At 69.8% G+C, this 25,008-nt stretch carries 14 protein-coding genes and 1 pseudogene; 5 read left to right on the top strand and 10 right to left on the bottom strand.

Annotated elements, in window-relative coordinates:
- Nucleotides 1–459: 459 nt before the first annotated feature.
- Nucleotides 460–1,797 (bottom strand): carotenoid oxygenase family protein, encoded by a 1,338-nt coding sequence (locus tag NX794_RS20140; protein ID WP_258779988.1) that lies wholly within the window; start codon nt 1,795–1,797, stop codon nt 460–462.
- 2 nt (nt 1,798–1,799) lie between these two features.
- Nucleotides 1,800–3,140 carry an MFS transporter gene (locus NX794_RS20135; protein WP_258779987.1) on the bottom strand — a complete coding sequence of 447 codons (1,341 nt, stop codon included), beginning with the start codon at nt 3,138–3,140 and terminating at the stop codon, nt 1,800–1,802.
- Nucleotides 3,141–3,349: 209 nt separating this feature from the next.
- Between NX794_RS20135 and NX794_RS20130 the strand changes: the two genes are divergently transcribed.
- Nucleotides 3,350–6,088: an ATP-binding protein gene (locus NX794_RS20130; protein ID WP_258779986.1), complete on the top strand. Its 2,739-nt coding sequence runs from the start codon at nt 3,350–3,352 to the stop codon at nt 6,086–6,088.
- On the opposite strand, the gene NX794_RS20125 is transcribed toward NX794_RS20130, so the two are convergent.
- Nucleotides 6,050–6,436, bottom strand: coding sequence for a DUF2255 family protein (locus NX794_RS20125; RefSeq protein WP_258779985.1), 387 nt, complete (start codon nt 6,434–6,436; stop codon nt 6,050–6,052). The genes NX794_RS20130 and NX794_RS20125 overlap by 39 nt on opposite strands.
- A 1,038-nt stretch (nt 6,437–7,474) precedes the next feature.
- Here NX794_RS20125 and NX794_RS20120 point away from each other — a divergent pair.
- Nucleotides 7,475–7,741: a GlsB/YeaQ/YmgE family stress response membrane protein gene (locus NX794_RS20120; protein WP_258779984.1), complete on the top strand. Its 267-nt coding sequence runs from the start codon at nt 7,475–7,477 to the stop codon at nt 7,739–7,741.
- A 553-nt stretch (nt 7,742–8,294) separates the two neighbouring features.
- Here the strand turns inward: NX794_RS20120 and NX794_RS20115 are convergent.
- The 6 genes and pseudogenes from NX794_RS20115 to NX794_RS20090 all read right to left on the bottom strand — a co-directional run.
- A pseudogene (locus NX794_RS20115) lies at nt 8,295–8,514 on the bottom strand (integrase core domain-containing protein); the annotation flags it as partial.
- A 242-nt stretch (nt 8,515–8,756) separates the two neighbouring features.
- Nucleotides 8,757–9,929 (bottom strand): glycosyltransferase, encoded by a 1,173-nt coding sequence (locus NX794_RS20110; RefSeq protein WP_258779983.1) that lies wholly within the window; start codon nt 9,927–9,929, stop codon nt 8,757–8,759.
- A 127-nt stretch (nt 9,930–10,056) separates the two neighbouring features.
- The gene (locus NX794_RS20105; protein ID WP_258779982.1) at nt 10,057–14,967 is read right to left on the bottom strand and encodes an arabinofuranosidase catalytic domain-containing protein; all 4,911 of its coding nucleotides are present in this window, start codon (nt 14,965–14,967) and stop codon (nt 10,057–10,059) included.
- 283 nt (nt 14,968–15,250) lie between these two features.
- Complete coding sequence (locus tag NX794_RS20100) at nt 15,251–15,514, bottom strand: helix-turn-helix domain-containing protein (RefSeq protein ID WP_258779981.1); 264 nt, start codon at nt 15,512–15,514, stop codon at nt 15,251–15,253.
- 51 nt (nt 15,515–15,565) lie between these two features.
- Nucleotides 15,566–17,974, bottom strand: coding sequence for an ATP-binding protein (locus NX794_RS20095; protein ID WP_258779980.1), 2,409 nt, complete (start codon nt 17,972–17,974; stop codon nt 15,566–15,568).
- 1,251 nt (nt 17,975–19,225) lie between these two features.
- On the bottom strand, nt 19,226–19,810 hold the full coding sequence (locus tag NX794_RS20090) for a TetR/AcrR family transcriptional regulator (RefSeq protein WP_258779979.1): 585 nt from the start codon (nt 19,808–19,810) through the stop codon (nt 19,226–19,228).
- A gap of 61 nt (nt 19,811–19,871) precedes the next feature.
- On the opposite strand from NX794_RS20090, the gene NX794_RS20085 reads away from it, so the two are divergent.
- On the top strand, nt 19,872–20,729 hold the full coding sequence (locus NX794_RS20085) for an alpha/beta fold hydrolase (RefSeq protein ID WP_258779978.1): 858 nt from the start codon (nt 19,872–19,874) through the stop codon (nt 20,727–20,729).
- A 51-nt stretch (nt 20,730–20,780) separates the two neighbouring features.
- Here the strand turns inward: NX794_RS20085 and NX794_RS20080 are convergent, their stop codons facing one another.
- Nucleotides 20,781–21,116 (bottom strand): hypothetical protein, encoded by a 336-nt coding sequence (locus NX794_RS20080; RefSeq protein ID WP_258779977.1) that lies wholly within the window; start codon nt 21,114–21,116, stop codon nt 20,781–20,783.
- Between the two features lie 481 nt (nt 21,117–21,597).
- Between NX794_RS20080 and NX794_RS20075 the strand changes: the two genes are divergently transcribed.
- Both NX794_RS20075 and NX794_RS20070 read left to right on the top strand, forming a co-directional pair.
- Nucleotides 21,598–23,745, top strand: a complete 2,148-nt coding sequence (locus tag NX794_RS20075) for an exo-alpha-sialidase (protein WP_258779976.1) — start codon at nt 21,598–21,600, stop codon at nt 23,743–23,745.
- Between the two features lie 449 nt (nt 23,746–24,194).
- Nucleotides 24,195–24,578 (top strand): peptidase inhibitor family I36 protein, encoded by a 384-nt coding sequence (locus NX794_RS20070; protein ID WP_258779975.1) that lies wholly within the window; start codon nt 24,195–24,197, stop codon nt 24,576–24,578.
- Nucleotides 24,579–25,008 lie beyond the last annotated feature (430 nt).

Below are 25,008 nucleotides of genomic sequence, written 5' to 3'. Positions count from 1 at the left end.
CGCGCGGTACTGGGCAGACTGGCCTGCGGCCTCGGACGCCATTTCAGTCGGCGTGATCTTGCGCCAGCCTGGGGTGATGACTGCCGCGCTTGTCGAGCGGATGGCGCCGGAAGAGTTCTGGAGAATGCCGTGCGGGGCGTCGACGGTGGAGTCGATGGAGAGGTCGGCGGTCGCCCAGTGGAAGGTGGTGCCGGGGGCGAGCGGGCCGTCGGCCGGGACTCGGTGATGTCGGGCTGCCAGTCCGGCCAGAAGCCGATTGCGGTGTGTAACTGCCAGACCCGCTTGAGGGGGGCGGCGATGCCGAGGGTGTGGTCGGCGACGACGGGAGCGGTCTCGCCGATGGCGGTGGGGCTGGCCATGGTGGGTCCTTGGGGTCAGGGCGGGGGTGGGGCTGGGTACGCGCCCGGGCCGCCGCTGAGGGAGAGGGCGGCGGCCCGGGGATCGGGGTGGGCGCAGGAGTCAGGCGGACTGGTGGGCGTCGGGGATCCAGTGGCCGTGGATGCCGGCCGGCACCCGCCGGGGGAGTTCGACGGCGGCTACCTCGCTGAGGTCGCCCGCGTCCAGGACGAGCAGTTCGGAGGCGTCGGCCTCCAGGTCGCTGACGATGGTGAGCAGGTAGCCGTCGTCCTCGGCGGTGCCGCCCTCGGCGGGTGCGAAGACGGCCTCGCCGGGCATCCGGCCCTCGCCGTGGGCGAACAACCGCTGCCGGCCGGTCCGGGTGTCGAACTTGGCGGTGTGGTAGCCCGACAGACCCGAGCCGGGGAAAGCGATGGCGTAGCTGTAGCGGTAGTCGGCGCCGGTGTGGGCGTCGTTGATCGACGGGAACTCGGTGACCAGGTCGTTGACGGCCTCGGTGGTGACCGTCCCGGTCGCCGGGTCGATGATCCAGCGGTGCAGGGTCGAGCCGGTCGCCGGGCTGGTGCCGTAGCCGGGGGCGCCGACCCACCATTTCCAGGAGCTCTCCCAGCTGGACCGGTCCAGGCGCGGTGCTTCGAGGACGATGCGGCCCCGCGCGTCGGTGTAGGCGTTGGCGACGTGCAGCAGCGCCGCCTGGTCGGGCACCTCGTACCAGGTGGTCCAGCCCCCGGCGCGGGGCAGCACGCCGATGCGCAGCGGAACCTCATCGTGCCAGCGGTAGGGGATGCCGGACTGCTCGGCGTGGTCGAAGACCACCGGGGAGTCGATGAAGACGACGTGCTCGCGGGTGATGGCGAAGTCGTGCATCAGGGACGGGCCGGCGCCCTCGACGATCTCCGACCTGACGATGTCCCCGGAGGCGTCCGCCACGTAGTAGCTGAGGTGCGGCGGGAAGGGGCTGTAGCTGAAGAAGTGCAGCTCGCCGGTCTCCGGGTCCTCCTTGGGATGCGCGGTCATCGCGCTCGTGAGCTTGCCGCCGAAGTCATGGACGCCGAGGGTGTCCAGCTCGGCGCTCACCTCGTACGGCAGGTTGGCCTCCTGGAGGGCGAGGTAACGGCCGCCGTGGAAGATGATGTTGGTGGCGGCGGCGCTGACCTCCAGCTCGGTCCCGGTGAACGGCACGCCCTCCAGGAAGGGTGTACGCACCCAGCGGTTGCGGTACCACTCGGCCCGGCCGTCGGTGAGGCGGATGCCGTGCAGCATGCCCGCGCCGCGGAACCAGTGGCTGGGGGTGATCCCCGGCTTGGGGTTGTGGCCGTTGCGGAAGTAGCGGCCGTTCAGCTCGGGCGGGAGGGTGCCGCGTATCTTCAGGTCGTGCCCGGTGATCTCGTCGGAGACAGGGCTGAAGTGGCCGCTGATGAAGGGCTTTTCGAGAGCCATGGTCAGGCCTTTCGCAGGGGGAGGGTGGAAGAGGTCGGGTCGGTGGCGGTCGCCGGCGGGGTACGGAGGGCGGAGAGGGCGGTGAGAAGGAGGGCGAGGGCGGCGCAGGCCAGGAAGGCGGCGCCGGCGGAGGGGAGCAGGGTCAGGAAGGACAGGCCGACGGCTCCACCGATCTGCCGGGTGGCGTTGACCAGTCCACCGGCCAGGCCGTTGTCGGCGGCCGGCACACCGGTGGAGGCCAACGCCGTGAGCCGGACGAAGGCCACTCCCAGTCCGGCGCCGATGAGGAGTGTCGGGCCGAGCAGGTCTGCCAGGAAGGTGCCGTCGGCCGGGGTGCGGGACAGCCAGGCCAGTCCGGCTGCCAGGACCAGCAGGCCCGCCGGGAGCGTCCGGCGGCCGGGCAGCTTGCCGGTGGCCCAGGAGGACAGGGTGATCACCAGGGCGAGGGGCAGCTGGGTCAGCCCGGCCTCCAACGGCGAGTAGCCGAGGGCCCGTTGTTGGTAGAGCGGCAGGAAATAGAACAGCCCGAGCCAGACCGCGCCGAGCAGGGCCATCAGCACGTTGGGCACCGCCACCACGCGCATCCGGGCCGGCAGCAGCGGGTCGGCGGCCCTGCGCTGGAGCACCGCGAACAGGCCGAGCAGCACCGCACCGACCACCGCGAGCACCCAGCGGCCCGACAGGCCGTAGGTGAGCGACACCAGGCCCGCCGTCACCGTCACCGCGCCCGGCGCGTCCAGGCTCCCGCCGCGCGGCCGGTCCGCCGCGACCAGCAGCCGGGTGGCCACCAGGGCGAGCAGGGCGAGCGGCACCATCACCACGAACACCGCGCGCCAGCCGAACCGGTCGGTGAGCACCCCGCTGAGCAGCACGCCCGCCGCCCCGCCGGCGCCGGACACCGCGCCCCATACGCCGAGTGCGGTGCCGCGCCGCCCGCCGTCCGGGTAGAGCGTCAGTACGAGCGCCAGCGCCGTGGGCGCCAGCAGCGCGGCCCCGATGCCCTGCGCCGCCCGGCAGGCGATCAGCACGGCCGCGGTGGGCGCCAGCGCCGCGCCGAGCGAGGCGGCGGCGAACAGACCGGTGCCGAGCAGGAACACCCGGCGGAGCCCGTACACGTCGCCGGCCCGCCCGCCGGGCAGCAGCAGCGCTCCGAAGACCAGTACGTAGGCGTTGACCGTCCAGGCCTGGCCGGTGTCGGACAACTGGAGACCGGTCCGGATGCCGGGCAGGGCGACGTTCACGATCGAGCTGCTCAGCACGACCAGGAACTGGGCCGTGGCCAGGACCGCCAGCGGCGTCCACCCGCCGGTGGTGTTCCCTCGTCGTAGCGCGTTGCTGTTCATGGCTCGACCTTCGCAGCGGGCGCCCGCCGCTCGCGTCGGTGAACATCGCCTATACGGAGACCCGGGGCGCGAGTCGGTGACAGGGGACCCGGCCCTGTCACGGCGCCGGGGCCGCGATCACGCCACGGAAGCCGTGCGCCGCAACCTCCCGGCAGTCGGAGGGCTTTGCCGGATTCCGCCAGGGAGCGTCACCGCATAGGTTGTCGAGCATGCCCGGGACACGTGCGGAAGTGCCGACAGGCCGACGCGAGGAACTGACCGGCCGGCAGGACGAGCTGCGCCGGCTGGACACCTTGCTCCAGGCGGCGAGGGAAGGCGGGGGCAGTGCCCTGGTCCTGCGGGGCGAGCCGGGCATCGGCAAGAGCGCGCTGCTGCGCCGGCTGGGCGAGGTCGCCTCCGATGTCCTCGTCCTGCGGGCGTCCGGCGCGGAGTTCGAGATGGAGCTGCCGTTCGCCGCACTGCACCAGCTGCTCGCGCCGGTCACCGACCGGCTGACGGCGCTGCCCGCGCCGCACCGCGCCGCGCTGGAGATCGCCTTCGGCCTCGACACCGGCACCCCCGACCCGTTCCTGGTCGGCATCGCGTCCCTGGGCCTGCTGACGGAGACCGCCCGGGAGCGCCCGGTGCTGTGCGTCGTCGACGACGCGCACTGGCTGGACCGGGCCTCGGCCAAGGCACTGGCCTTCCTGGCCCGCCGGGTGTCGGCCGAGCCGGTCGCCCTGGTGTTCGCGGTACGGGAGCCGAGCCGGCTGCCCGAGCTGGACGGGCTGCCCGGCCACCGGTTGCGGGGACTGGGCGAGGCGGACGCCCGCGCGTTGCTGGCCGCGGCGGTCCGCGCCCCGCTGGACGAGCGGGTGCGGGACCGGGTGCTGGCCGAGGCGCGCGGCAACCCGCTCGCGCTGGTGGAACTGCCCAGGACCGCCGGGCTCGCCGGCATGGCGGGCGGGTACGCCCAGCCCGACTCGGTGCCCGACGCGATCGAGCACAGTTTCCGCTCCCGGCTGGCGCTGCTGCCGCCGGCCGCCCGGTTGCTGGTCACCGTCGCCGCCGCCGATCCGATCGGCGATCCCGGTCTGCTGTGGCGGGCGGCCGGGGACCTGGGCATCGACGCGGACGCCACCGCGCAGTCCGTCCCACTGGTCGAGTTCGGCACCCGGATCCGGTTCAGCCACCCGCTCGCCCGCTCGGCCGCCTACCGGGCCGCGACGCCGCAGGAGCGGCGCCGGGCGCACCGGGCGCTGGCCGCCGCGACCGACCCGGTTACCGACCCCGACCGGCGGGCCTGGCACCTCGCCCAGGCCTGCGCCGGGCCGGACGAGCAGGTCGCCGCCGCGCTGGAGGCCTCCGCCGCCCGGGCCCGGGAACGCGGCGGTGTCGCCGCGTCGGCGGCGTTCCTGGAACGCTCGGCCGCACTCACGGCCGACCCGGCCCGACGAGCCGAGCGGGTCCTCGCCGCGGTGCAGGCCAAGCTCTCGGTGGGCGACTTCGACACCGCGGCCGAGCTGCTCAGCACCGTCCCGGCCGACGATCCGGCCGACGGCGGCACCGACCGTCCGGCCGGTGACCGCGCCGATGATCAGAGCCGGGCGGCCAGGGCCGACCTGCTCCGCGGCCGGCTGTCCTTCGTCCGCAGCCGCGGGGAGGAGAACCCCACCACGCACCTGTTGCGGGCCGCGTCCCGGCTGGCGGCCACCGACCCGGTCCGGTCGCGGGAGTGCTGCCTGGACGCCATCGAGATGGGGCTGCTGCTGGGCGGGCTGGAAGACGTGGTGGCGGCCGGCCGCAAGGTCGCGCCGCCGGACGGGCCGGAGCCGGCGTCCGGCGCGGCGGCGGTGCTGACCGGTCTGGTCCGCCTGGTCGGCGAGGGGCACGCGGCGGCCGGGCCCGTCCTCGGACCGGTCCTCGGCTCCATCGAGGAAGCGGTGTGGGCCAGGCGGCCGTCCCTCGGCTTCATGGTGGCCACCGAGCTGTGGGACTTCGCCGCCCTGCGGGGCATCTCCGCGCGGGCGGTCGCGGCCGGCCGCGAGTCGGGCTCCTTTCACGCGCTGCCCATCGGACTGGCCATGCGGGCCACCGCGTCGGTGCACGCCGGCGAGCTGGGCGCCGCCATGGAGCTGATCTCCGAGGAGGAGGCGATCGCCGACGCCACGGGGGCGGCTCCGCTGGTCTACCCGCGCCTGCATCTGGCCGCGCTGCGCGGGCGTCGCCGGGAGGCCGCCGAGCTGTTCGAGACGGTCGACCACCGGATGAGTCTCAGCGTGCGGTGGGCGACGGCCGTGCTCGGCAACGGGCTGGCGGACTACCCGGCCGCCCTGCAAGCGGCGCGGCAGGCGGTGGAGTACGGCGCTGTCGGCACTGCGGGGCTCGCCCTGCCCGAGCTGGTGGAGGCGGCGGTGCGGTGCGGCGAGAGGGAGGTCGCCGCCGACGCCCTGGCGTCCCTCCGGGAGCGTACGCGGGCGGGCGGGCAGCCCTGGGGGCTGGGCGTCGAGGCATGGGCGCGGGCGCTGGTGACCGGGGAGGAGTCCGCGTACCAGGAGGCCGTCGATCTGCTCGCGGACGGCGCGCTGGTCGTCTACCGCGCCCGGGCGCTGCTGCTGTACGGGGAGTGGCTGCGCCGCCAAGGCCGTCGGCGCGACGCCCGCTCCGCGTTGCGGCTCGCCCACGAGGCGCTGTCCGACCTGGGCGTAGAGGCGTTCGCAGAACGCGCCGCGGGCGAGCTGCGGGCCACCGGCGAGCAGGCCCGCAGCCGTACCTCCAAGGCCTCGGACCAGCTGACCATGCAGGAGGTGCACATCGCCCGTCTGGTGGCCGACGGCGCCACCTCCAAGGAGGTGGCGGCCAAGCTGTTCCTCAGCCCGCGCACGGTCGACGCGCATCTGCGCAATATCTTCCGCAAGCTCGGACTCACCTCACGCAGGCAGCTGCGCGGCCTCCCGGAGATCCGCTAGCCGCATGGTGGTGGCCGCGGCCTCGTACGCGTTCATCGACTCCACCGGACCGGGCCAGCTCAGACCGTACTTGGCCCGGTAGGCGCCGGAGACGCGCTGGACCAGATCCGGGTCGTCCACCGGCCGGAGGGTGACAGACCGCCGGATCCCGGCCACCTCCACCTCCGTCTCCGCGTCCCGCAGGACCTGGCGGTACCACGCGCTGCGCCGCCCGAAGGCCGAGCGCACGTACGCCTCCCCGTCGACCGCCACCACCCACACCGTCCTGGCCGACCAGCCGCCGGTCTCCCGCCTCACCCACAGGACGATCTCCGTCCACTCCGAGACGCTGTCCAGATCCATGTCCATGCGACCCACCCTCGCCGGGCCGGCATCGCGTACGCATCGGTAGTCGTCGCCTAGACGGGCGTGGACGGAAGGGGGACAGGCAGCCTTCGTCGACGCGAGGGCGAGGCCGGCGGCACGAATCTGGGGCCATGATGACGGAGTCTTTGTCCCGGCGGCACGACGGTCCACGCCCCCGTGCGCAGTGCAGCCGGTTGTGCGACGCCGACCACTGTCTGCCCTCGCCTCGCGGCTCGTTCGGGCCCGGCGTAATGCCAGAGCGCGGATGGCTTCGCCTTCACGGCGACGCGGGATCAGGGCTGCCTCGATCGAAATCGTCTGATGGTCCGGGGGCATCTCCGGCCTCAGGGGAAGCCCGCCGCCTCAGCTCGCACATCGCTCGGACCTGCCGCGCGCCGGCTTCGGCGATATCCGGGTCCACTCGCCTGTCGGGGACGCCGGCCAGGTGTGCGGCCATCGCCTGTGGGTAGCCATGCGAGGCCGTGTCACGGGTCTTCACCGGAGCTTGAAGCGCGGCGACAGCCTTCTGGGTGGGCTCTGACACGAGGGCCGAGGGTACGGCGCCGGCGGCCAGGACCCGGATGGCGCGGACGGCATCGGTGCCGACGTCCCGGTTCGCTGCGGCGATGCCCCGGAAGGGTGCTCAGCCGCAGTTGGATGGCGTAGGCGGGCGAGTCCGGGAGCAGGTCCAGTTACCCGCTGTCGGGGTGGAAGGCGATGCCTGGGCGTGTGCCTGACGGCAGACCGACAGCAGGTGATCCACCCTGAGACGGTGGATGCCGACGTCGTCGACCACATCTATCCAGCGGTCAGGCCGTAGTTACTCGTGCGGGTGCGGGTGCGGGACGACCGAATCCGCCGCCGACCCGGGGCGGGTGCCGGTGGGCCAGTCGGAGGAAACGGGACCTTGGTCCCGTGTGGACTGATCCCGAGCGGATATCCGTATGCCGCTGGTCGTCGGCACGGAGCAACCGGCGGGCAGCCCCGGCGGCACCCTCGTCGGGTCTTTATCGGCCTCACCTATAGCAAAGGACGCACATCGTGGGCATCATCGCGTGGATCCTCATCGGCCTCATCGCGGGCGCCATCGCCAAGGCACTCACGCCCGGCAAGGACCCAGGCGGCTGCCTCGTCACCATGCTCATCGGCATCCTTGGCGGTCTGCTCGGCGGCTGGCTCGGCAAGGTGATCTTCGGCGTGCACTCCATCAACGGCTTCTTCCACCTGTCGACGTGGATCGCCGCGATCGTCGGCTCGGTGATCGTGCTCCTGTTGTACCGCCTCCTCACCGGGCGGCGTTCGCGCTGACCGCGACCGGCGATCCATTCCGTCCGCAGCCGGCTCTCTTGCCAGTGCCCCGTGTCCGGGCGCGCCGCAGACCAGCGCGACGGACACGACCGAGGTGGTGGCTGGCAGACGGACAGCGGAGGCCTCCGGGCCCGATTACCTTGACAACGGCGTCGAATCCCGAGCCGCCTGTCCTGCGGGCGGGCACTGCGTCTACGGCATTCGCATGGGCGCCACCTTCCAGCTCCCCGGCAACGGCACGCGCTCGAAGCACGGGCCACCGGAACCGCTGACGTCCCGCCCACCGTGTGGGAGGCGGCAGCAGCCGGGGCCGCCGGACGGACGATGACCGGCACCGTCTTCGCGACCTGGTGGTCGGGGCCGCCCGTACCGCGCTGCTCAACGTGACCACCGACGACGACCGGCACAAGTGCTGTTCAGCCGGGAACCATCTGAGCCGCAACGTCCTGCCGGCGGTCGTCGGCCAAGTACTGGCAGACACCCCGAAGGGGTACGCACCGAGGTTCTGCGCGCGGTGGCCTGCACCCGCCGCTCGTCAGGACAGCGCGTCGACCTAGGTGCGCTGTCCGGACAGGTTGGTGACGCGGCTGGCTGGTGGGTGGCCGCTGATGCCGGTGTGGGGTCGGTGGTGGTTGTACCAGTCGAGCCACTCGTGCAACGCTTTCTGGCGTTCGGCATCTGAGGTGTAGGGCCGCTGGTAGGCCCATTCGTCGAGCGAGGGTGCGGTGGAAGCGTTCGGTCTTGCCGATGGCCTGCGGTCGCCAGGGCCCGGTCCAGTGGGGGCTGCTGCCAAGGTCGTGGCAGGTGTCGCGCCAGGTGAATATCGGCGTCCGGTAGGCCCAGTTGGTCGCCGGGACCTCCCATTTCCCGCTACACGCAGGACACGCGCAGGGCAACGGCGTACCCGCCGATGCCCCGCCGGTCGCCCGGCCAGGTGCGTCGTCGGGGACGCGGCCCCGGCCGCCGAACCGCCGCCTCGCGATCGCCGGGCCGAGCCGGAGCCAGGGGGTCTTGTTCACCGCGCCGCTCCAGCCCCGTTCACCTCGTGCAGTGCTCGGTTGAGGTCGAGTGGCGGCAAGCGGGACAGCTCGCTCCCGGCGGCGCGCACCGCGTCGGTGTAGCGCGGAGTGTCGAGGACGGCCGTCACGGCGTCGGCGATCTCCGCACGCGTCGTCCGCAGTTCCAGCGCCCGGCCGAGGCCTCGTCGGGTGAAGGCAGCGACGTTGGCGGGCTGATCGGCCAGAACTCCCATGCCCAGGACGGGTGTCGAAGCCTGCACCGCGTCGAGCAGGGATGCCCGGCCCCCGTGTGTCACGAACAGGTCGGCATGGCGCAGGAGCGCGGGTTGCGGGACGTGTTCGACGATTTTGATGCGAGGGCCGCCCGCATCCCGCAGGTGGTGCGCGAGACGGCCCGCGGACACGATCGCGTCGCAGTCGATGCCGCGGAGCGCGGCCGTGATCTCCCGGTACGCGCTCTCGACGATGGTACGCAGGCCGGGCAGAGCGGTGGTCACGGTACCGAGGCTCACGTAGACGAGCGGACGGGACGAAGGGTAGCGGGCCGGGTTTCCGGGCAGGGCCCGACGGTGTTCGGCGACCGTGCGCTGTACCCCGCGGATGGCCGGCGGCTGTGTCCCGTAGAACCACGGGATCGGCGTCGGCGTCAGCAGCGGAGGCAGGGCCGGTACGTCCTGTCCGTGCCGCTTGTAGAGGGCGGCCAACCCGGGGACCACGTCGGTGTCCCAGAGGTCCAGGAGCACCGGAGCCAGGCCGTTGTCCGCCGCGAGCAGCGGCAACCGCATTACGCGAGCCGCGAGGTGGGCACCTGGATCGCTGCACTCGGCGATCACCAGGTCGGGCCGTGTCCGTGTCCACGCGGCGACCAGATGGCGGGCCTTCGCCTCGGCCCGCTCCGGCCAGAGCCGGCCGAAGACGTACCGGTTGAAGGGACCGTTCCCGGCCTCCCGCCAGATGTCGCTCGCCACTCGCTGCACAGCGGGGTCGCAGGTCCAGTCGGTTCCCGCAGGACGGAACCCCATCCCGCGCCGCCCGGCCTCGTGCCGGAACATGGTGGGGGCGTGCAGCACCACCTCATGGCCCTGTTCAAGGGCCGGGCTGATGACATAGTCCAGGGCGGACACATGTGAGGGGATCGGCTCGGCGGTGACGGCTATCCGTAAGGTCACGGCTGCTCCTGTACATCTGCTTGGGTGTGGTCGGTACCGACGCCGGTGCCTGGGGTCCTCGGGAGCGGGCCTGTGAACGAGAGTGGGCCGTCCCCGCGGGGTGCGGGGACGGCCCGGGTCCGGTGGATCAGTACGCGGGTGGCGTGTGGTAGGTCGTGGTGAAGTCCTGGGTGATCCAGGAGGCACCGATACCGGACAGGTAGGTCTCGCTCAGGTGGTTGTCGTCGGAGTTGACGGTGTAGACGCTGGTCCAGGTCAGGCCCCCGTTGGCGTCGTAGTGGACGAGCGCGGTCGGGGCCTCGCGGGCCGGCGGGGTGTGGTATTTGTCGGAGAGGTCCTGGGTGGTCCAGTCGTTGCCGATGGCCGGCAGGTAGGTCTCCTGTAGGTGGTGGTCCTTGTCGTTGATGGTGTACACGCTGGTGTAGCCGGTGTGGTAGAGCGCCACGGGTGGCATGCCCGGCGCCACCTTCGGCGTCTGGTACTTCTCGGACAGGTTCTGGCTGGTCCAGTCGTCACCGATGGCGGGCAGATACGTCTCCCGCAGGTCACGGTTGGCGTCGGATGTGTAGACGCTGGTCCAGCCGTCATGGACGACGGCGGTCGGGCTGTTGAACGGATTGGCCGCCGGTGTGTGGCACTTCGCCGTCAGGTCCTGGGTGGTCCAAGGGGCACCGACGGCGGGCAGATACGTTTCCTGTAGGTGGTCGTCTCCTGCGTCGATCGTGAAGACGCTGGTCCAGCCGTCGTGGACGACGGCGGCTGGAGAGGTCTGGCTCTGCATGGCCGGGGTGTGGTATTTCCCGGACAGGTCCTGGGTGACCCAGTCGGCACCGATGCCGGGCAGGTAGGTCTCCTGGAGATGTCCGTCCGCGTCGTTGACGGTGTACACGCTGGTATAGCCGTCGTGGTACACGGCGGCCGGGGAGCTGACTGTGGCGACGGCCGGGGTGTGGTAGTTCTTCGACAGGTTCTGGGTGACCCAGTCAGCGCCCATGCGGGGCAGGTAGGTCTCCTGCAGATCGCCACCGTCCTGGTTGACGGTGTACACGCTGGTGTAGCCGTCGTGGGTGACCACGGCGGGCGTGGTCATATAACGCACTCTGGGGGTGTGGTAGTTCTCGGTCAGGTCCTGCGTCTTCCACGGCTTGCCCATGGCGTCCAGGAAGGTCTCGTCGAGGTGGAGGGTCTTCACGTCGACGGTGAAGACGCTGGTGTAGCCGTCATGGACGGCCGACCACTGATGAGTGGGGACCGGTGCGACCAGAGCCGGTGGCGTGCCGTACTTTGTGGAGAGGTCCTGGACGGTCCAGGGATCGCCGATCCCGGGCAGGTAGCTCTCCTTGAGGTGGTTGCTGAACTCGTCGAACGTGAACACACTGCTCCAGGTCAGAGCGCCGTCCGCGGCGGGATGCAGCAGCGGGATCGGGGTCGTCGCGGTGGCGGGGCTGCCGTACTTGGCGGTGAAGTCTTGGGTGGTCCAGGGATCACCGATTCTGGGCAGGTAGCTCTCCTGGAGATGTCCGTTCACGTCGACGGTGTAGACGCTGGTGTACCCGGTGTGGAAGAGGGCCGCGGGGACCGTGCCCGCCCGCACCGCGGGGGTGCCGTACTTGGCGGTGAAGTCCTGGGTGGTCCAGGGGTCGCCGATGGCGGGGAGGTAGGTTTCCTGGAGGTGGCCGTTGGCCCCGTCCACGGTGTAGACGCTGGCGTAGCCGTCGTGCACCACGGCGCCCGGTGTCGTGGTCGTGACCGGGGTGCCGTACTTCGCGGACAGGTCCTGGGTGGTCCAGGGGTCACCGACGGCGGGCAGATAGGTCTCCTGGAGATGGTGGTCGCCGCCGTTGACGGTCCAGACGCTGGTGTAGCCGCCGTGGACCAGCGAGACCGGAGACGTCCCCGCCAAGACCTGCGGGGTGCCGTACTTCGCGGACAGGTCCTGGGTGACCCAGGGACTCCCGATGACGGGCAGATAGGTTTCCTGAAGGTCACCGTTGGTGTCCACCGTGTACAGGCTGGTGTACCCGCCGTGCACCACTGCGGTCGGCGTCACGCGCGAGCGTGGGGTGCCGTACTTCGCCGAGAGGTCCTGGGTGATCCAGGAGGCGCCGATGCCGGTCAGGTACGTCTCCTGAAGATGACCGCTGCCGGCGTCGATCGTGAACACGCTGGTGTAGTCGGCGTGGACCAGTGACACCGGTTGTGTGCCCGGCATGACCTTCGGGGTGCCGTACTTCGCGGAGAGGTCCTGGCTGGTCCACGGGTCGTTCATGGCCGGCAGGTAGGTCTCCTGCAAGTGGCCGTTGGCCGCGTTCACCGAGAACACGCTGGAGTACCCGCTGTGGACCACCGCCTGTCCCGCCGCCGAGGCCGGGAGTTCGCTGCCTGCCGAGTTCCCGGCGTATCCGGCTGACACGATGTCGGCCTGGACGGCGTCGTCGGCGTCGTCTCCCGGGTAGCCGTGGGTCATCACACCCTCGAAGAACGACCCGATGGACCGGTTGCTGTTGTCGCCACCCGTGCCCAGCACGACGGCGCCCTCTTTCTGCATGGGTTTGTACCCGCCGCGGTCGGGCAGGTCCCCGTCCCACCAGGTCGACAGCTTCCCTGACTGTGCGTCGCCGCCTTTCAGGGCGTAGGTGTTTCGGCCGTCGTTCTTCAGCAACGCGGTCACGAAATTACTGCTGTTGCCCTTATTGGCCAGGTTCGAGCCGTTCGCGCCGGAGAACAGTCCGTTCTCCAGGTCGGCCTCGACCCAGGGGCCCTGCCCGGTGCAGGGTGGGAAATAGCATTCCGTGCCGAGGTTCACCGCGTCCATGTGACCGTTGCCGGTGTCGGTGGTGCTCGTCTCGGCGTTGCCGAAGTCGAAACAGCAGCCGCTGTTGACGTGGGTTCCGCTGGCCACCATGTACATGCCCTCGGGTTCGGCGCCCTTGGCGATCCCCTGCGTGCTGTTGTTCCGGTAGCCGACCTGTCCGGTGACGTTGATGCCGTAGACCTTGTGGCCGTTCACCGTGACCGGCAGGGTGGCGGCGTCGGCGGGGTGGTCGGCGTCGCCGGCGCTGCCCTTGCCCTCGACGGTCAGGTCATTGTGCAGCGGTGACTGGTCGTAGACCTTGGTGATGAGGCAGGTCGCGTCGGCACAGAAGGAATCCTGGGACGCGGCGTCGGCGTATCCGCCCGCCGCCAGCGGACGGATGTCCTTGGTCGCCTTGTCCGCGGCACGCTGCACCTGGTACAGCGGCCCGTCGTAGTCGGAGTACAGCGCCCTGGTGGTGCTGACCGCCTCCACGCAGGGGGTACTGAAGGAGTCGTAGATGTCGCACGGCCTGCCGGCGGTGGACCCCCCTCCGTGGGCCGTGTCGTCGACTCCGCTGCCGTCCACGATGATGTCGGACGGATTCACGACGACGTCACCCGGATCGACGATGGTGCCGTCCTTCCACAGGCTCATCAACTGGGCCCCGTAGTCGGCTGTCATGGCCTTGTAGCCGTCGTAGTTGGGCACCCCGTCCGCCTTCTGGCCGGTGTCCAGGTCACTGACGTCGTGCTCGAAGTCGAGGACGACTTTGCTGATGCGGTGGCCCGCCCCGGCCTCGGCCGCGATGATCTGGTCGGACTGCGCAATGTAGGAAGCGTCCCCGGTATAGATCTTGTCCTGGATGGACTGCTGCCGGGAGGGAGCCGGGTCGCCGACCAGAACCGTGGTGTTGGGCAGGTCGTAGTAGATCTGATCGAGCAGATTCTCCAGCTGTGTCGCTTCTTGAGTGGTCGTCAGGCCGGAGTGACTGGCCAGGTCGTTGGCGACGTCGAGTTGCAGGAGCACGACATTGGGCTTGTACGTACGTAGGTCGGTGACCATGTGCTGGCGGATCTGGTCGATGCTCTGACCGGGATAGGTCTCCTCGTCGTTGTCACCGTCGCTCGTGTTCCCGCCGGTTACGGCACCCACGTAGTCGAACGTGCCTCCGGAACCGCCCGTCGCGCCCGCACGGCCGGCCGCCTTGGCACGGCTCTTGATGGAACCCCAGTTACAGGGCGGCAGTGTCAGTACGTAGCAGTTCCTCAGCGGACGCCGCATCCCGGTGCCATTGACGGGAACGGTGGAGATGTTCGCTCCGTCCATCGCGAATCCACCGGCCGGCATGGCGGCGATCTGCGGCTCGCTGCTCGAAGAACGCTCCGATCTGGGGACGAACTGCACAGGGTCATGGTCGGACGAGAGGTAAGGGTTGATCCGGTTCGCCTGGATCACTTCGGGGCGCCCCGTAGTGGTCACGGCATAGTCGAGTTCCCGGTCGTAGTGCCCCTCGGAGTTACGGTGCGTGGGCTGGCCGGTGGACACGATATTGGGTGGACCACCGGACGGCGTGGGAATGCCGCCGTAGGCACGCCTCCTGACGAGGCTGTTGGGTTCGGTGTTGAAGTCCCCGCCCACAGTCCAGTTGTACTGATGGCCCGCTGGTGGTGGTGCGTCCCGGACGGCTCCGCCGATCGCGGCGAGCATGGCGGCCGCGTCTCCGCCTCCTCCGGACAGTGCGTGGTAGCTGAAGAACCAGTTGTCTCCCAGCAGGACGCCCAGCGCCGGCCGGCCGCGGGTGCCGGGCAGCGGGTTGTCCACCACCAGAATCTGGTCGACCGGTCTGCGCGCCATCACGACCGTGTTGACCCGACCGCCCGGCGCCAGCGGATCGTGGGTCTGGAGGAACACCATCCACCAATAGGTCTCCCGGCCTCCCAACTGCCGCCATCGGCCGTAACTGACCAGCGGATTCTGATTGCCGGGCGGGTTGTCCAAGTGCACGGCGCTTCCTGGGAGACCTGCCCCCGACTCCTGCAGCATGACGACGTCAGCCGGAGCTCTGTTCATGAGCCCTGGAAAATAGTCCGTCCACAGGCTCTGGCCCAGTGAGGTCGCGCCCTGCATGTTCCAGGTGAGGAAGGGCGTGTCCTCGGGTGAGACCGCGTGTGCTGCTGGTGCTTCGAGAAGGGTGAGCGGCACGACGAGAAGCGCGATGAGGAGCGCGTAGGCGCCGGACAAAGATGTCAGTCTGATGTGTTCTCCTCCGCGCCGCGATCGGCCTGGAGGGAAGGAACCGAAGAATCTGCGTCTGGCCAACCCGTCGACTCGCAATCTGCTCGGAGATATCCGGTACGGCTTGTCATGTGGGCGCTCGCGGGCTTTGGAGCAGGGGTGAGCCGTTCCCCACGCCTTCGTGAAGCGAGGTCCGCAGGGGGGCGTGCTGATCCTGGCGCAGCGGGGGACCGCGCCACCTCCGTAAGAACTGCGTAGAGGCGCGGCTACGTAATCCGGTGCGGGACGGTCACCAGGACATGCCGCGCAGCTCGCGACGCGACGAGATGCCCAGCTTGCGATAGACGTTGCGCAGATGTGTGTCGACAGTACGTGGGCTCAGGAACAACATCGCGGCGACGTCCCTGGAGGTCGCCCCGGTCGCCGCCTTCTCCGCGACGATCCGTTCCTGCGGGGTGAGTTGACTGATCAGTCGCTCCCCGTGTCGGTGCGACACGGCACCGGTGGCCTGTAGTTCACGGCTCGCGCGGTCGGCGAAGGCGTCGGCGCCCATACTCGACAGCATCTCGTACGCCGCTCGGAGTTCGGTTCGGGCCTCTCCACGTCAGTTCTCACGACGCAGCCACTCCCCGTACGTGAGGCGAGCACGGGCATGGAGAACGCGGACCCGGGTCTCGGCGAAGGAGTCGATCGCCGCCCGGTGCATCATGTCCCGGTCGACGTCGTGCCCGAGCAACGCCTGGGCCTGCCGCCACTCGGCGACTGCCCACGGCAGGGGATTGGCCATGGCCAGCGCCTCCAGATGGTGCAGGGCGGTGGCGGCGTCTTCGCCGCGGCCGGCGCGCGCGGCGGCCTCGACCAGTTCGGAGTAGATGGCCCAAATCGTGTACGACCCTGCCTGGTGACGGCATTGGGCGGCGAGTGCCGAGCCGAGCGCCTCTCCGTAATTGCCGAGTCCATTGTTCAGCACGGCATTCGCGTAGTACTCGCCGGCGATCTCGAACGGCCGTCCACCGCTGCCCAATAACGACTGCAGTTCGCGAAACCGGTCGACGTCACCACGGAAAGCGGCGTGCACCAGCTCGGGACCCACGAGAGGGGGCGTACCCGCCGCCTCATCGATGTGCCGAGCCTCTCCGAGCATGGCGGCCGCCTCATCGAACAGGCCGACCGAAACCCGCGCGATCGCCTGATAGCGCAGCGCCTGCGGCAATGAGGCGAGAGCGCCCTGGCGGCGTGCCACCTCGACCTGACGGTCCGGGATCTCCACCATCGCCTCGTCATCGCGCAGATCGATGACGAGTTGGCACAGAAGATTGCGCCACGGCCCGGTCGCCCGGGGAGCCGCGCGGCACGACTCCACTGCGGCGCGCATCGCCGGCACCGCCTGCTTCACGGGGAGCATCGTCTGATCAAGCAGCCCGTCGAGCAACAACTCGCAGGGACGGGCTGACGGGCCTCGCGGGGACTGGTCGCGGATGCGTGTGGCGAGTTCCCTGAGACGGCCCGGCTGGTGCTCGTTGTACATGAATGACGCGAGCGCCTCCAAATACGTCTCCGGGGCCTGATCCGGCGCCGTCCGGCCGACGACGTCGACGAGGGTGGTGGTCGCTCGCAGGGTGTGAGAGATCTGGAAGTCGATCCGGGCGCGCAGCAGGTCAGCCGCGGCGCGGTCCCGAAAGTTCAGGCAATGGCGCTCGGCCTCGGCCACGAGTTCACGGGCGGCTGTCGGAGCCCCGGCCCGCAGCCGCAGCAGTCCCGCGGCGAGGAGCCGTCTGACCTTCGCCTCGCGCGCCGGTGTCAACTGACTCGCTCGCTCCATGAAAGCCGCGGCCGCGCCGAATCCACCCCGGTTGTAGGCACGGTCGGCCGAGTCCTCCAACTCGGTGGCGACCTGTTCATCGGCGTCGGTGACCGAGTGGGCTCGGTGCCAGGCCCGACGGTCGGGATCGGCCTCGCTGTCCGTCGCCTGTGCGAGTGCACCGTGCACGCGCCGGCGCACTCCCGATGTGGCCGACGCGTAGACGACCGAGCGGACGAGAGGATGGCGGAAGCGGAGCCGCGGGCCGAGGGTCAGGAGCGCGGCGTTCTCGGCGTGCACCAGGTCTGCCGGGTCGCTTCCGAGCAAGCGTGCCGCACGACGGAGCAGGGAGAGGTCACCGACCGGTTCCGCGGCGGCAAGCACCACCAGCATCCGCGTGGCATCCGGCAACTGTTCGAATCGATGGATGAACTGCTGTTCCAGCGCCTCCAGAACACTGGCATGGACCCGGTGATGCCGGGTTACACCGAACGGCTCGGCCTCGTGGGCGAACTCGTGCAGCGCCAAGGGATTGCCACGCGCCTCGGCCAGGATGCGGTCGGTGACCTCGGTGTTCACTCCGACATGGACCGTCGCGCCGAGCAAGGCCCTGGCGTCCTCGTCTTCCAGGCCCGACAGACTCAGCCGGGGGAGACCTTCCAAGCCCGCCAGCGAGCGGACGTCACGGGCGGCGAACACCAACGCGATCCGTGCGGCAGTCACCCGCCGGGCGACGAACACCAGCACCTTCCGCGACGCCTCATCGCTCCACTGGGCGTCATCCACCACGCAACAGACCGGTCGCTCGCTCGCCGCCTCGGCCAGCAACCCCAGAACGGCCAGATTGACGGTCAACTGATCTGGCGAGAGGGAACCGGCAAGGCCGAATATGGCCTCAAGAGCGCGCCGCTGCACCGCGGGGAGGTTCAGACGGTAATCCAGCAACGGCGCGCACAACTGGTGCAGGACTGCGTACAGGAGATCTTGTTCGAACTCGGCGCCGGAGGCCCGCAACACCTCGAACCCCTCCAGCGCTCCCACCGCGGTGTCGATGAGCGTGGACTTGCCTATCCCCGCTTCACCATCCAGAACCAGCGCCTCACCATGCCCGGCGGCTGCCGAGCCCAGTAGGCGTTCCAGTTCGCGCAACTCAGCGCGCCGGGCCACGAACGGCATCGGCACCGGCCTGCCCGCACCACGAGACTTCTGCACGCCCCCATCCTATGGATCTCCTGTGAACCCACCCCTGTCGCATTCCTCGCACTCATCGGTTCTGGCCGCGCCGCCCCGGCCGACAGCGGGACGCGCGCAGCCGACAAGCGCCACCCGAGGCGGCACCCGACTCGTCGGCCAGGTCATGAACGTCACCGAGGCCACCGGCCCCCGGGCGGCCAGACACGCGAGCCTGGTGGAGTCCAGACCCGGGGGCGACCATCTCGGCGAACCGGGCTCGCACGGCCGGGGCCTGCTCCCGCAGGTCCACTCGCGGGCGGGAGGCCGGCTCGTGCCGCTCCACCGCTACGCCGTGGGCGGCCGACGATCAGCAGACGCCCGCCGGGAACCCGCTGCACATCGGGGAACAGGCTGCGGTCGGCGAGCGCGTCGGCTGGCTGTCCGCTGGCGAGATGGACGGGAACCCGAAGGACCCGACCCGGGGCTCATACGGTGAGTGCGGGTGCCGGATTCTTCCTGACGGGACCGGTGATCGAGGACAGCCTGTGCAAGTCGTGCCACACTGGCGCTGCCACCTCCGTCGTTCCGCAGCCGAAGCGGACGGCCGACTGGAAGCAGCACCTGGCGCTGCTCGCACGTCAGCCGCTGACCGGCAGGGCGTCGTGAAGTCCCGACCGGCAGGCGCGAACACGTCACGCTGCTCCTTCCCTACGGCTTCGACTGCCATCACCCGAGTTGGAAGGGACTCTTCAATGACGGTTACAGAAGCTCAGCCGATTGCGCGCTGGAGACGCTGAAGCCGGCGATGAACGGCGGCACCACCCTGCCCGGGACGGCGACCGTCTGGGCGGAACTGTGCAACGCCGTGGCCTGCGGCCTCCAAGGTGCGAGGGATAACGAGTCCGCAACCTCAACGGGAGCGAGGTTCCTGACCTCCCGGCCGGTGAACAGTTCATGGATGCGGCGAAAGTGCAGGCAGCCGTCCTCAGCGAACTCTTCGACATCGCGTTGGAGAATGAGCCGCAAGGAACCTGGGGTGCCCTGATCCGAATCCTCCCCTACTCCCAGGCAGGGACGAGCAGCCCGGAAACGGTCGGCTTCACGGCGCGTTCCACATCCTTCAGGCGGCCGACGCAGTTCTCACCGACGACCGCGGGCCCTCCTCAGCCAGAAGGGAGGTCGCTGATGAGGCGGCCCATCACCTGGGTGTTGCCCGCCACTACGTCGAACTTCTCAGCGAGAGTGCCTCATCATGACCGCGTCCGCACCGCCGCCAGGCGTGCCCGGGCCTCAGGATCGCTGAGTGGTGGCTGCGCGCAACAACTCGGCCATCGACCGGCCGGCCACCCGCAGTGGTTTCGGATCGCGGGCGGCTCGGCTGAGCATGAAAGCCCCCTCCAGCATCATGATCATCGAGTACGCGAGGGAATGCGCCGTCTTCGGTTCAGCCACCCAACGGCCGAACCACCGCGTCGCCGTGCCGACCCACTCCTCGAAAACCTCAGCCGTCGCGACCCGCAACACCTCATTACTGCTGGCGACTTCCAAGGCCACCGTCCCGATCGGGCACGCATCGGCATAGTCGGCCGCCGCAAGGTCGTCCGCGGCCGCTTCGAAGGCGTGCACAAGGGACTCCACCGGGTCCGGCACACTGTCCAGCAGAGCCAGGACCATGCGGCCGTACTCGGCTCCGGACGTGCGGATCGTGGTCTCGGCCAGTTGCTGCTTGCCGCCGGGGAAGAAGTGGTAGATCGAGCCGAACGGTGCGTCCGCCTCTGCCGCAATCCGCTTCAGGCCGGTGGCCGAGTAGCCGTTGCGGCGGAACAACACCGTGGCGGCGCCCTGGATCCTGGTTCGTGTGTCCGACTGTCCCATTGCTTTCCACCCCTCTTTGCTCCAAGCTTACAGTAGAACGATCTATCAAGAGAGGGTTGGGATGCCGAGAATCGAGTTGTCATCCGGACCGATCGACTACCAGGACACCGGTGGTGAGGGGCCTGTGCTCGTATTCGGCCACGGTTTACCGATGAACGAGACCCAGTGGCGCAAGGTGGTTCCGCTGCTGGACGGATACCGCTGTGTCCTGCCCACGTTGCCCCTGGGTGGTCACCGGCAGCCGATGAGACCGGATGCCGATCTGTCCCAGCGCGGTGTCGCCCGGCTCCTGGGCGAGTTCATCGAGCGGCTCGGTCTGGGCCAGGTGACCCTCGTCCTGAATGACTGGGGCGGAGGCCAGTTTCTGGTGCTGGAGGGGCAGGGCCGGCACATCGCGCGCCTGGTGCTGGTGGCCTGCGAGGCCTTCGACAACTTTCCTCCAGGGCCGGCCAAAGCCATGGCGCGGGTGTGCAGGGTTCCCGGCGGCGTCTGGCTCCTGACGCGGTTCATGCGAGTTCCCGCCTTCCGTCACAGCCGGGGCGGATACGGTGGAATGAGCCTGCGGGGGGTACCCGACGAGATCATGGACGACTGGTTCGCTCCGGCCACCCGCAGCAGAGCTATCCGCAAGGACTTCGCCAAATTCGCCACCGGAGCACCCGGACGGAAAACCTTGCTTGCCTGGAGCGAGCGACTGCGTGAATTCGACCGCCCGGTACTGGTCGTCTGGGCGGCCGAGGACCGGTTGATGCCGCGTGAGCACGGCCCCCGGCTGGCGGAGCTGTACCCGCAGGGCCGACTGATCGAGATCGCCGACTCGTCCACCCTCATCCCCGAGGACCAACCCGAACGACTCGCCCACGCACTCACCGGCTTCCTGATCCAGACCGGAGCGGAACCAGTCGGACACGTGTCCTGAGCGCGGCAGCGGCAGCGGCAGACGGATCCGACCGCCACTGCCGTCCTCCCGTCAGAAGTGAAGCTGCATGTCGGGCTCATGTCGCTCGGCTCCGGGGGAAGTGACGTATTGGATCACCGAGAATGCGGCGGCCGTCCTCCAGGACGCCCGAGGAACACAACCGTGGCGGCCGTCCTCCTCTACCGGCGCCGGACCGAGACCGCGATCGTGGAAGCTGGGCTGGTCGCGGCGACCTGATCGACCGATCTGACCGACCAAGCCGGCGTCGCCGCCGTCACCACCGAGGTACGGGCGACGATAGAGCGCGAGATCGCCGACGCCCGCGCCACCTACCTGCGCGCCATGGACCCGGCTGGCCAGGAGGCCGATCCGGTGGCTGCCGGGCATCGTTGGACGTCTCCACCCGTTCGACGGAGCAGCAACTACCCAGCCCGGGTGCGACCGCCAGGCCGTACGTGAGGTCGCTGCGGCGTGGCAGGTGACGTTCCTCGACCCGGTATACCCGGTATGGACGGGGGCCGGAGTGGGCGAGAGCATCAGCCGGCGCGCGACGGTCGCGACCTGAAGGGGGGATCGCATGACTCCGGGTCGAAGCAGCCCGCACGCCCGCCGGCAGCCGGAAGCGACACTATTCGTCCCCTGCTCATGCATCGTTCATGGGCCGAGGCGAGACTGCCTGGTGGCCGGGCGGGGGCACCGTACGACGGGGGAACCGGCTAGGGGAGTTTCCGGGCGCCCGACCCCTTCATAGGTATGGGAGTGGGAGATGCGTGGTGGCGAGGGGTCTGCCAGGTCACACGGGTCGGTGGGCAGGAGACGACCTTCCCACGGCGGCCGAAGGGGCGCGGCCCTGGTCACCGTTGTCGCGGTGGTCTGGGCGGTGCTGTCCGCGCTGGTCCTGCCCGCCGGTGTCGCGGCGGCGGCTCCGCTGACCAGGCCGCAGACGACGGTCTTCACCGAGGGCGAGCGCGAGGCCGGGGCGTCCGCCCCCTATGTGTGCTTCCGGGCCCCCGCGGTGGTCGAGGCCGCCGACGGCACCGTGCTCGCCTTCGCCGAGGGCCGGCTTGGCAGCTGCTCCGACACAGCCTCCATCGACATCGTCGTGAAGCGCTACGTCAACGGCGCATGGAGTGCCTTGCAGGTGGTGGCCCGGCACAGCGCCGGGCACATTTACCACAACGTGTCACCGGTGGTCGACGCCGCCTCGGGGCGGGTCGTCGTGCTCTACACCGAGAATTACGACCACATTCACCGCACCACCAGTGAGGACGACGGCCTGCACTGGACGGCCGCGGCCGATATCTCCGCCAACGTCTGGTCGACCGCCTGGGGAGTCCTGTACGCCGGTCAGATGTCGACAGGTCCCGCGAGCGCCATCCAGCTCACCCATGGCCGGCATGCCGGACGCCTGGTCGCCGGCATGACAGTTCGCGTGGCGCCGGGGGCCGCGCCGGCCAACCTGGGCGGAGCGCTCATCTACAGCGACGACGGCGGCCTCACCTGGAGGCTCGGCGCCTCCTCTCTCGGCGCCGAACCCGCCATCGGTGCACAGGAGCTGAGCTTGTTCGAGCGCGGTGACGGCAGTCTGTTCGTGACGGCGCGCAACGAGGAGGGCGACCCCGGGACCAGGGACAGGGCGGTCTACGCGGTCTCCGGTGACCAGGGGCTCAGCTTCAAGTCCGACTTCGCACTCCTTGCGGACATGGACCTGCCCGACGGCGGCGTGCAGGCGTCGACCCTCGCCCTCCGGGAGAAGGGCCGCGACGGCTACGATCGGGCCCTGTTCGCCGCTCCGGCCGGCGCCAGCCGCGAGGACCTCACCATCCGCTCCTCCTTCGACGGCGGCCTCACCTGGCAGGACCCTGAGGACGGCGCCCTGGTGAAGGACGGCATCTCTGCTTACAGCTCTATGACCTCCCTGGGCGGCGGAACCTACGGCATCCTCTACGAAGCCGGGACCACGGATCAGCACGAGGACGTCAGGTTCACCACGTTCACCGAAGCCGACCTGGACCTCCCCGCCGGCGCCGGCTCCCTCACCCTGAACCAGAACACCGGAGCGCTGGCCACCACCAGCCCCGACCAGCTGCACCTCTTCGCGCCGACGCCCACGGGCGACCTGGGCCACTGGTTCGAGGAGGCCGACGGCAGGGTCAAGCGCGGCACCTGGGGCACGGGCACCTCGGGCAAGGCGGTCGCCTTCAACGATGGCGCCCAGCAGCACGTCCTGGCACGCGGAACCGATGGCAGCCTCATCCATCGGTTCTGGGGCACGTCCGGCCTCTCGTCCCAGACCTGGCTCGGCGCGGGCACGGTGGCCGGGGCGCCCACCGGCTTCGTCGCCTCCGGCGAGCAGCACGCCTGGGTCCGCACGACGGACGGGCGCCTGCTGGACACCTGGTGGGGCCCCACCACCGTCTCCGTGAAGCAGCTGACCTGGGCCGGTGCAGGCACTCTCGCCGGCGACCCCGTAGCTGTGCGCTACGGCGAGCAGCGGCACGTCTGGGCCGTCGGCATCGACGGCCGGCTCCACCACTGGTGGTGGACGAAGGGGCCGGGCATCCGGCACGAACTCTGGCCGGGATCGGCCAAGGGCGCTGCCACCGCCTTCGTTCAAAGGGGTCAGCTGCACGTCTATGGGGCCGACCCGCAGAACCGGCTCATCCACTGGTGGTGGGACAGCGCGGACCAGGTGGTCAAGAGCCAGGTGCTGAGCACCCCGACCGCGCTCGCCGGCCCCCCCATCTCGTTCGTGCACGGGGGGCAGCAGCATGTCTTCGCCCGCACCACGGGTAACACTCTCGCCCACTGGTGGTGGGATCCGACCACGGGCAACAACTACGCCGTGTGGTCCGGCACGATCACCTCGGACCCGGTGGCGCAGGCGGCGGGCGACACCCAGCACGTCTACGGCGCCGCGTCCGACGGGACACTCGCGCACTGGTGGTGGAACTCCGCCGGGGGCACCAAGCAGGAGACCTGGGGCGGCAAGATCGCCACGACACCAGGCTGGTGACCGCCTGACCGGCGGAGGGTGACCTCACCACAACGTGCCCTGCGGGCGGCTCCGGTGCGCCGCCCGCAGGGCACGCGCCTTGCCTTGACCGCTGCTGGCCCGCGCCGCCCTCCGCACGCAACTCAGCCCGAGGTGGCAAGTACTGAACCGCCCGCCCTTGGCAGCCGCTCCGGGACGGCCCGAGGCCCTGCGGATCCCGCCGGCGCATGGCCGCGAATGCCATATACGTAATGCAAGTTAATAATAAGTGAATTCGAAAACTTAAACAGGGGAACGTCGCGATATTGACCCGGAATTCTCAATTCCGATCGAATGGAGGGCTTCCGGCTGACTGAAAATCGTTCGCGATTATCGCCGAAAATCTCTGGGGCCCTTTCTTGGGTTGCTGCTAGATTCGCGCTGGCTGATCGCGGCCGGGCCATGTTCTTTCATCAGAAACGGAGTCACACATGCGCATGCGACGGGCTTTCTCTGCTGTCGCGCTTTCCGCCGCCATGGCCGCCACCTTCCTGGCCGGCTCCAGCGGAAGCGCGTCCGCCGCGTCGTCGGACTGCAAGAGTGGTTGGGTGTGCCTCTGGGACTACCCCGGCTACGACGGAGCGGCGTGGTCCGCAGCTTCCGGGCCGGGCTACTACACGGTGGGCTCCAAGGTGCGGGGCAAGGTCTCCAGCGTCTGGAACAACACCAGCCGCACCGTCTACCTATGGTCTGAGTGCGACAACTCCATCGTGCTGGGGCCGGGGGCTGCCGTGCGCGACCTCTCCGACTACAACTGCGGCGGCACCGTGTACAACACCTGGAACAACCGGGTCGACAGCCTGGACATCGTCTGACCTTGACTGGTCGCCGCAGCCGCGGAGTTGATGCGTAGAGCAGCTGCCGCGAACAGTGCCTGATATCGGGTGGCGAGTCGGGCACGCAGGCGCAGTCTGCAGCGGGCTACGCCCGGCTCAGGCCACGAGAGCCCCGCGCGGCCCGCCTCGTCCTTCCGCTGGTCACGTCCAGGCATGCCCTCGCTCTCCTTCGTACGGAGCGTGGCGTGCAGGCTCCCGAAGTTCTGCTCGATCGTCATGTACGTGGTGATCTGGCCCCGGTTCCCTCCCTCCGGGATGTGGCTCTCCGGGCTCGGGACAAGCACTACCCGCCAGGTGCCCGTGACCGGATTACTCGTTGCTATCGTCCTGGTAGGAAGGTCTCTATGGGAGACCTCTTCGCCATGGCGATTCGGCAGTTGCGGTTGCGTGCGGGGCTGACCCAAGAAGC

This window comes from Streptomyces pyxinicus (assembly GCF_024753135.1).
In the GTDB taxonomy this organism is placed as follows: Bacteria; Actinomycetota; Actinomycetes; order Streptomycetales; family Streptomycetaceae; genus Streptomyces; species Streptomyces pyxinicus.
Note: the sequence above shows the minus strand (reverse complement) of the source record. Positions and strands in the feature narration are given on the sequence as shown.

Coding starts and splice junctions, on each gene's coding strand:
- NX794_RS20080 (WP_258779977.1), bottom strand. CDS start 21,116: ATGCCCGGCAGCCACCGGATCGGCCTCCTGGCCAGCCGGGTCCATGGC.
- NX794_RS20140 (WP_258779988.1), bottom strand. CDS start 1,797: ATGGCTCTCGAAAAGCCCTTCATCAGCGGCCACTTCAGCCCTGTCTCC.
- NX794_RS20085 (WP_258779978.1), top strand. CDS start 19,872: ATGCCGAGAATCGAGTTGTCATCCGGACCGATCGACTACCAGGACACC.
- NX794_RS20100 (WP_258779981.1), bottom strand. CDS start 15,514: ATGGGCGCCGACGCCTTCGCCGACCGCGCGAGCCGTGAACTACAGGCC.
- NX794_RS20130 (WP_258779986.1), top strand. CDS start 3,350: ATGCCCGGGACACGTGCGGAAGTGCCGACAGGCCGACGCGAGGAACTG.
- NX794_RS20070 (WP_258779975.1), top strand. CDS start 24,195: ATGCGCATGCGACGGGCTTTCTCTGCTGTCGCGCTTTCCGCCGCCATG.
- NX794_RS20090 (WP_258779979.1), bottom strand. CDS start 19,810: ATGGGACAGTCGGACACACGAACCAGGATCCAGGGCGCCGCCACGGTG.
- NX794_RS20135 (WP_258779987.1), bottom strand. CDS start 3,140: ATGAACAGCAACGCGCTACGACGAGGGAACACCACCGGCGGGTGGACG.
- NX794_RS20125 (WP_258779985.1), bottom strand. CDS start 6,436: ATGGACATGGATCTGGACAGCGTCTCGGAGTGGACGGAGATCGTCCTG.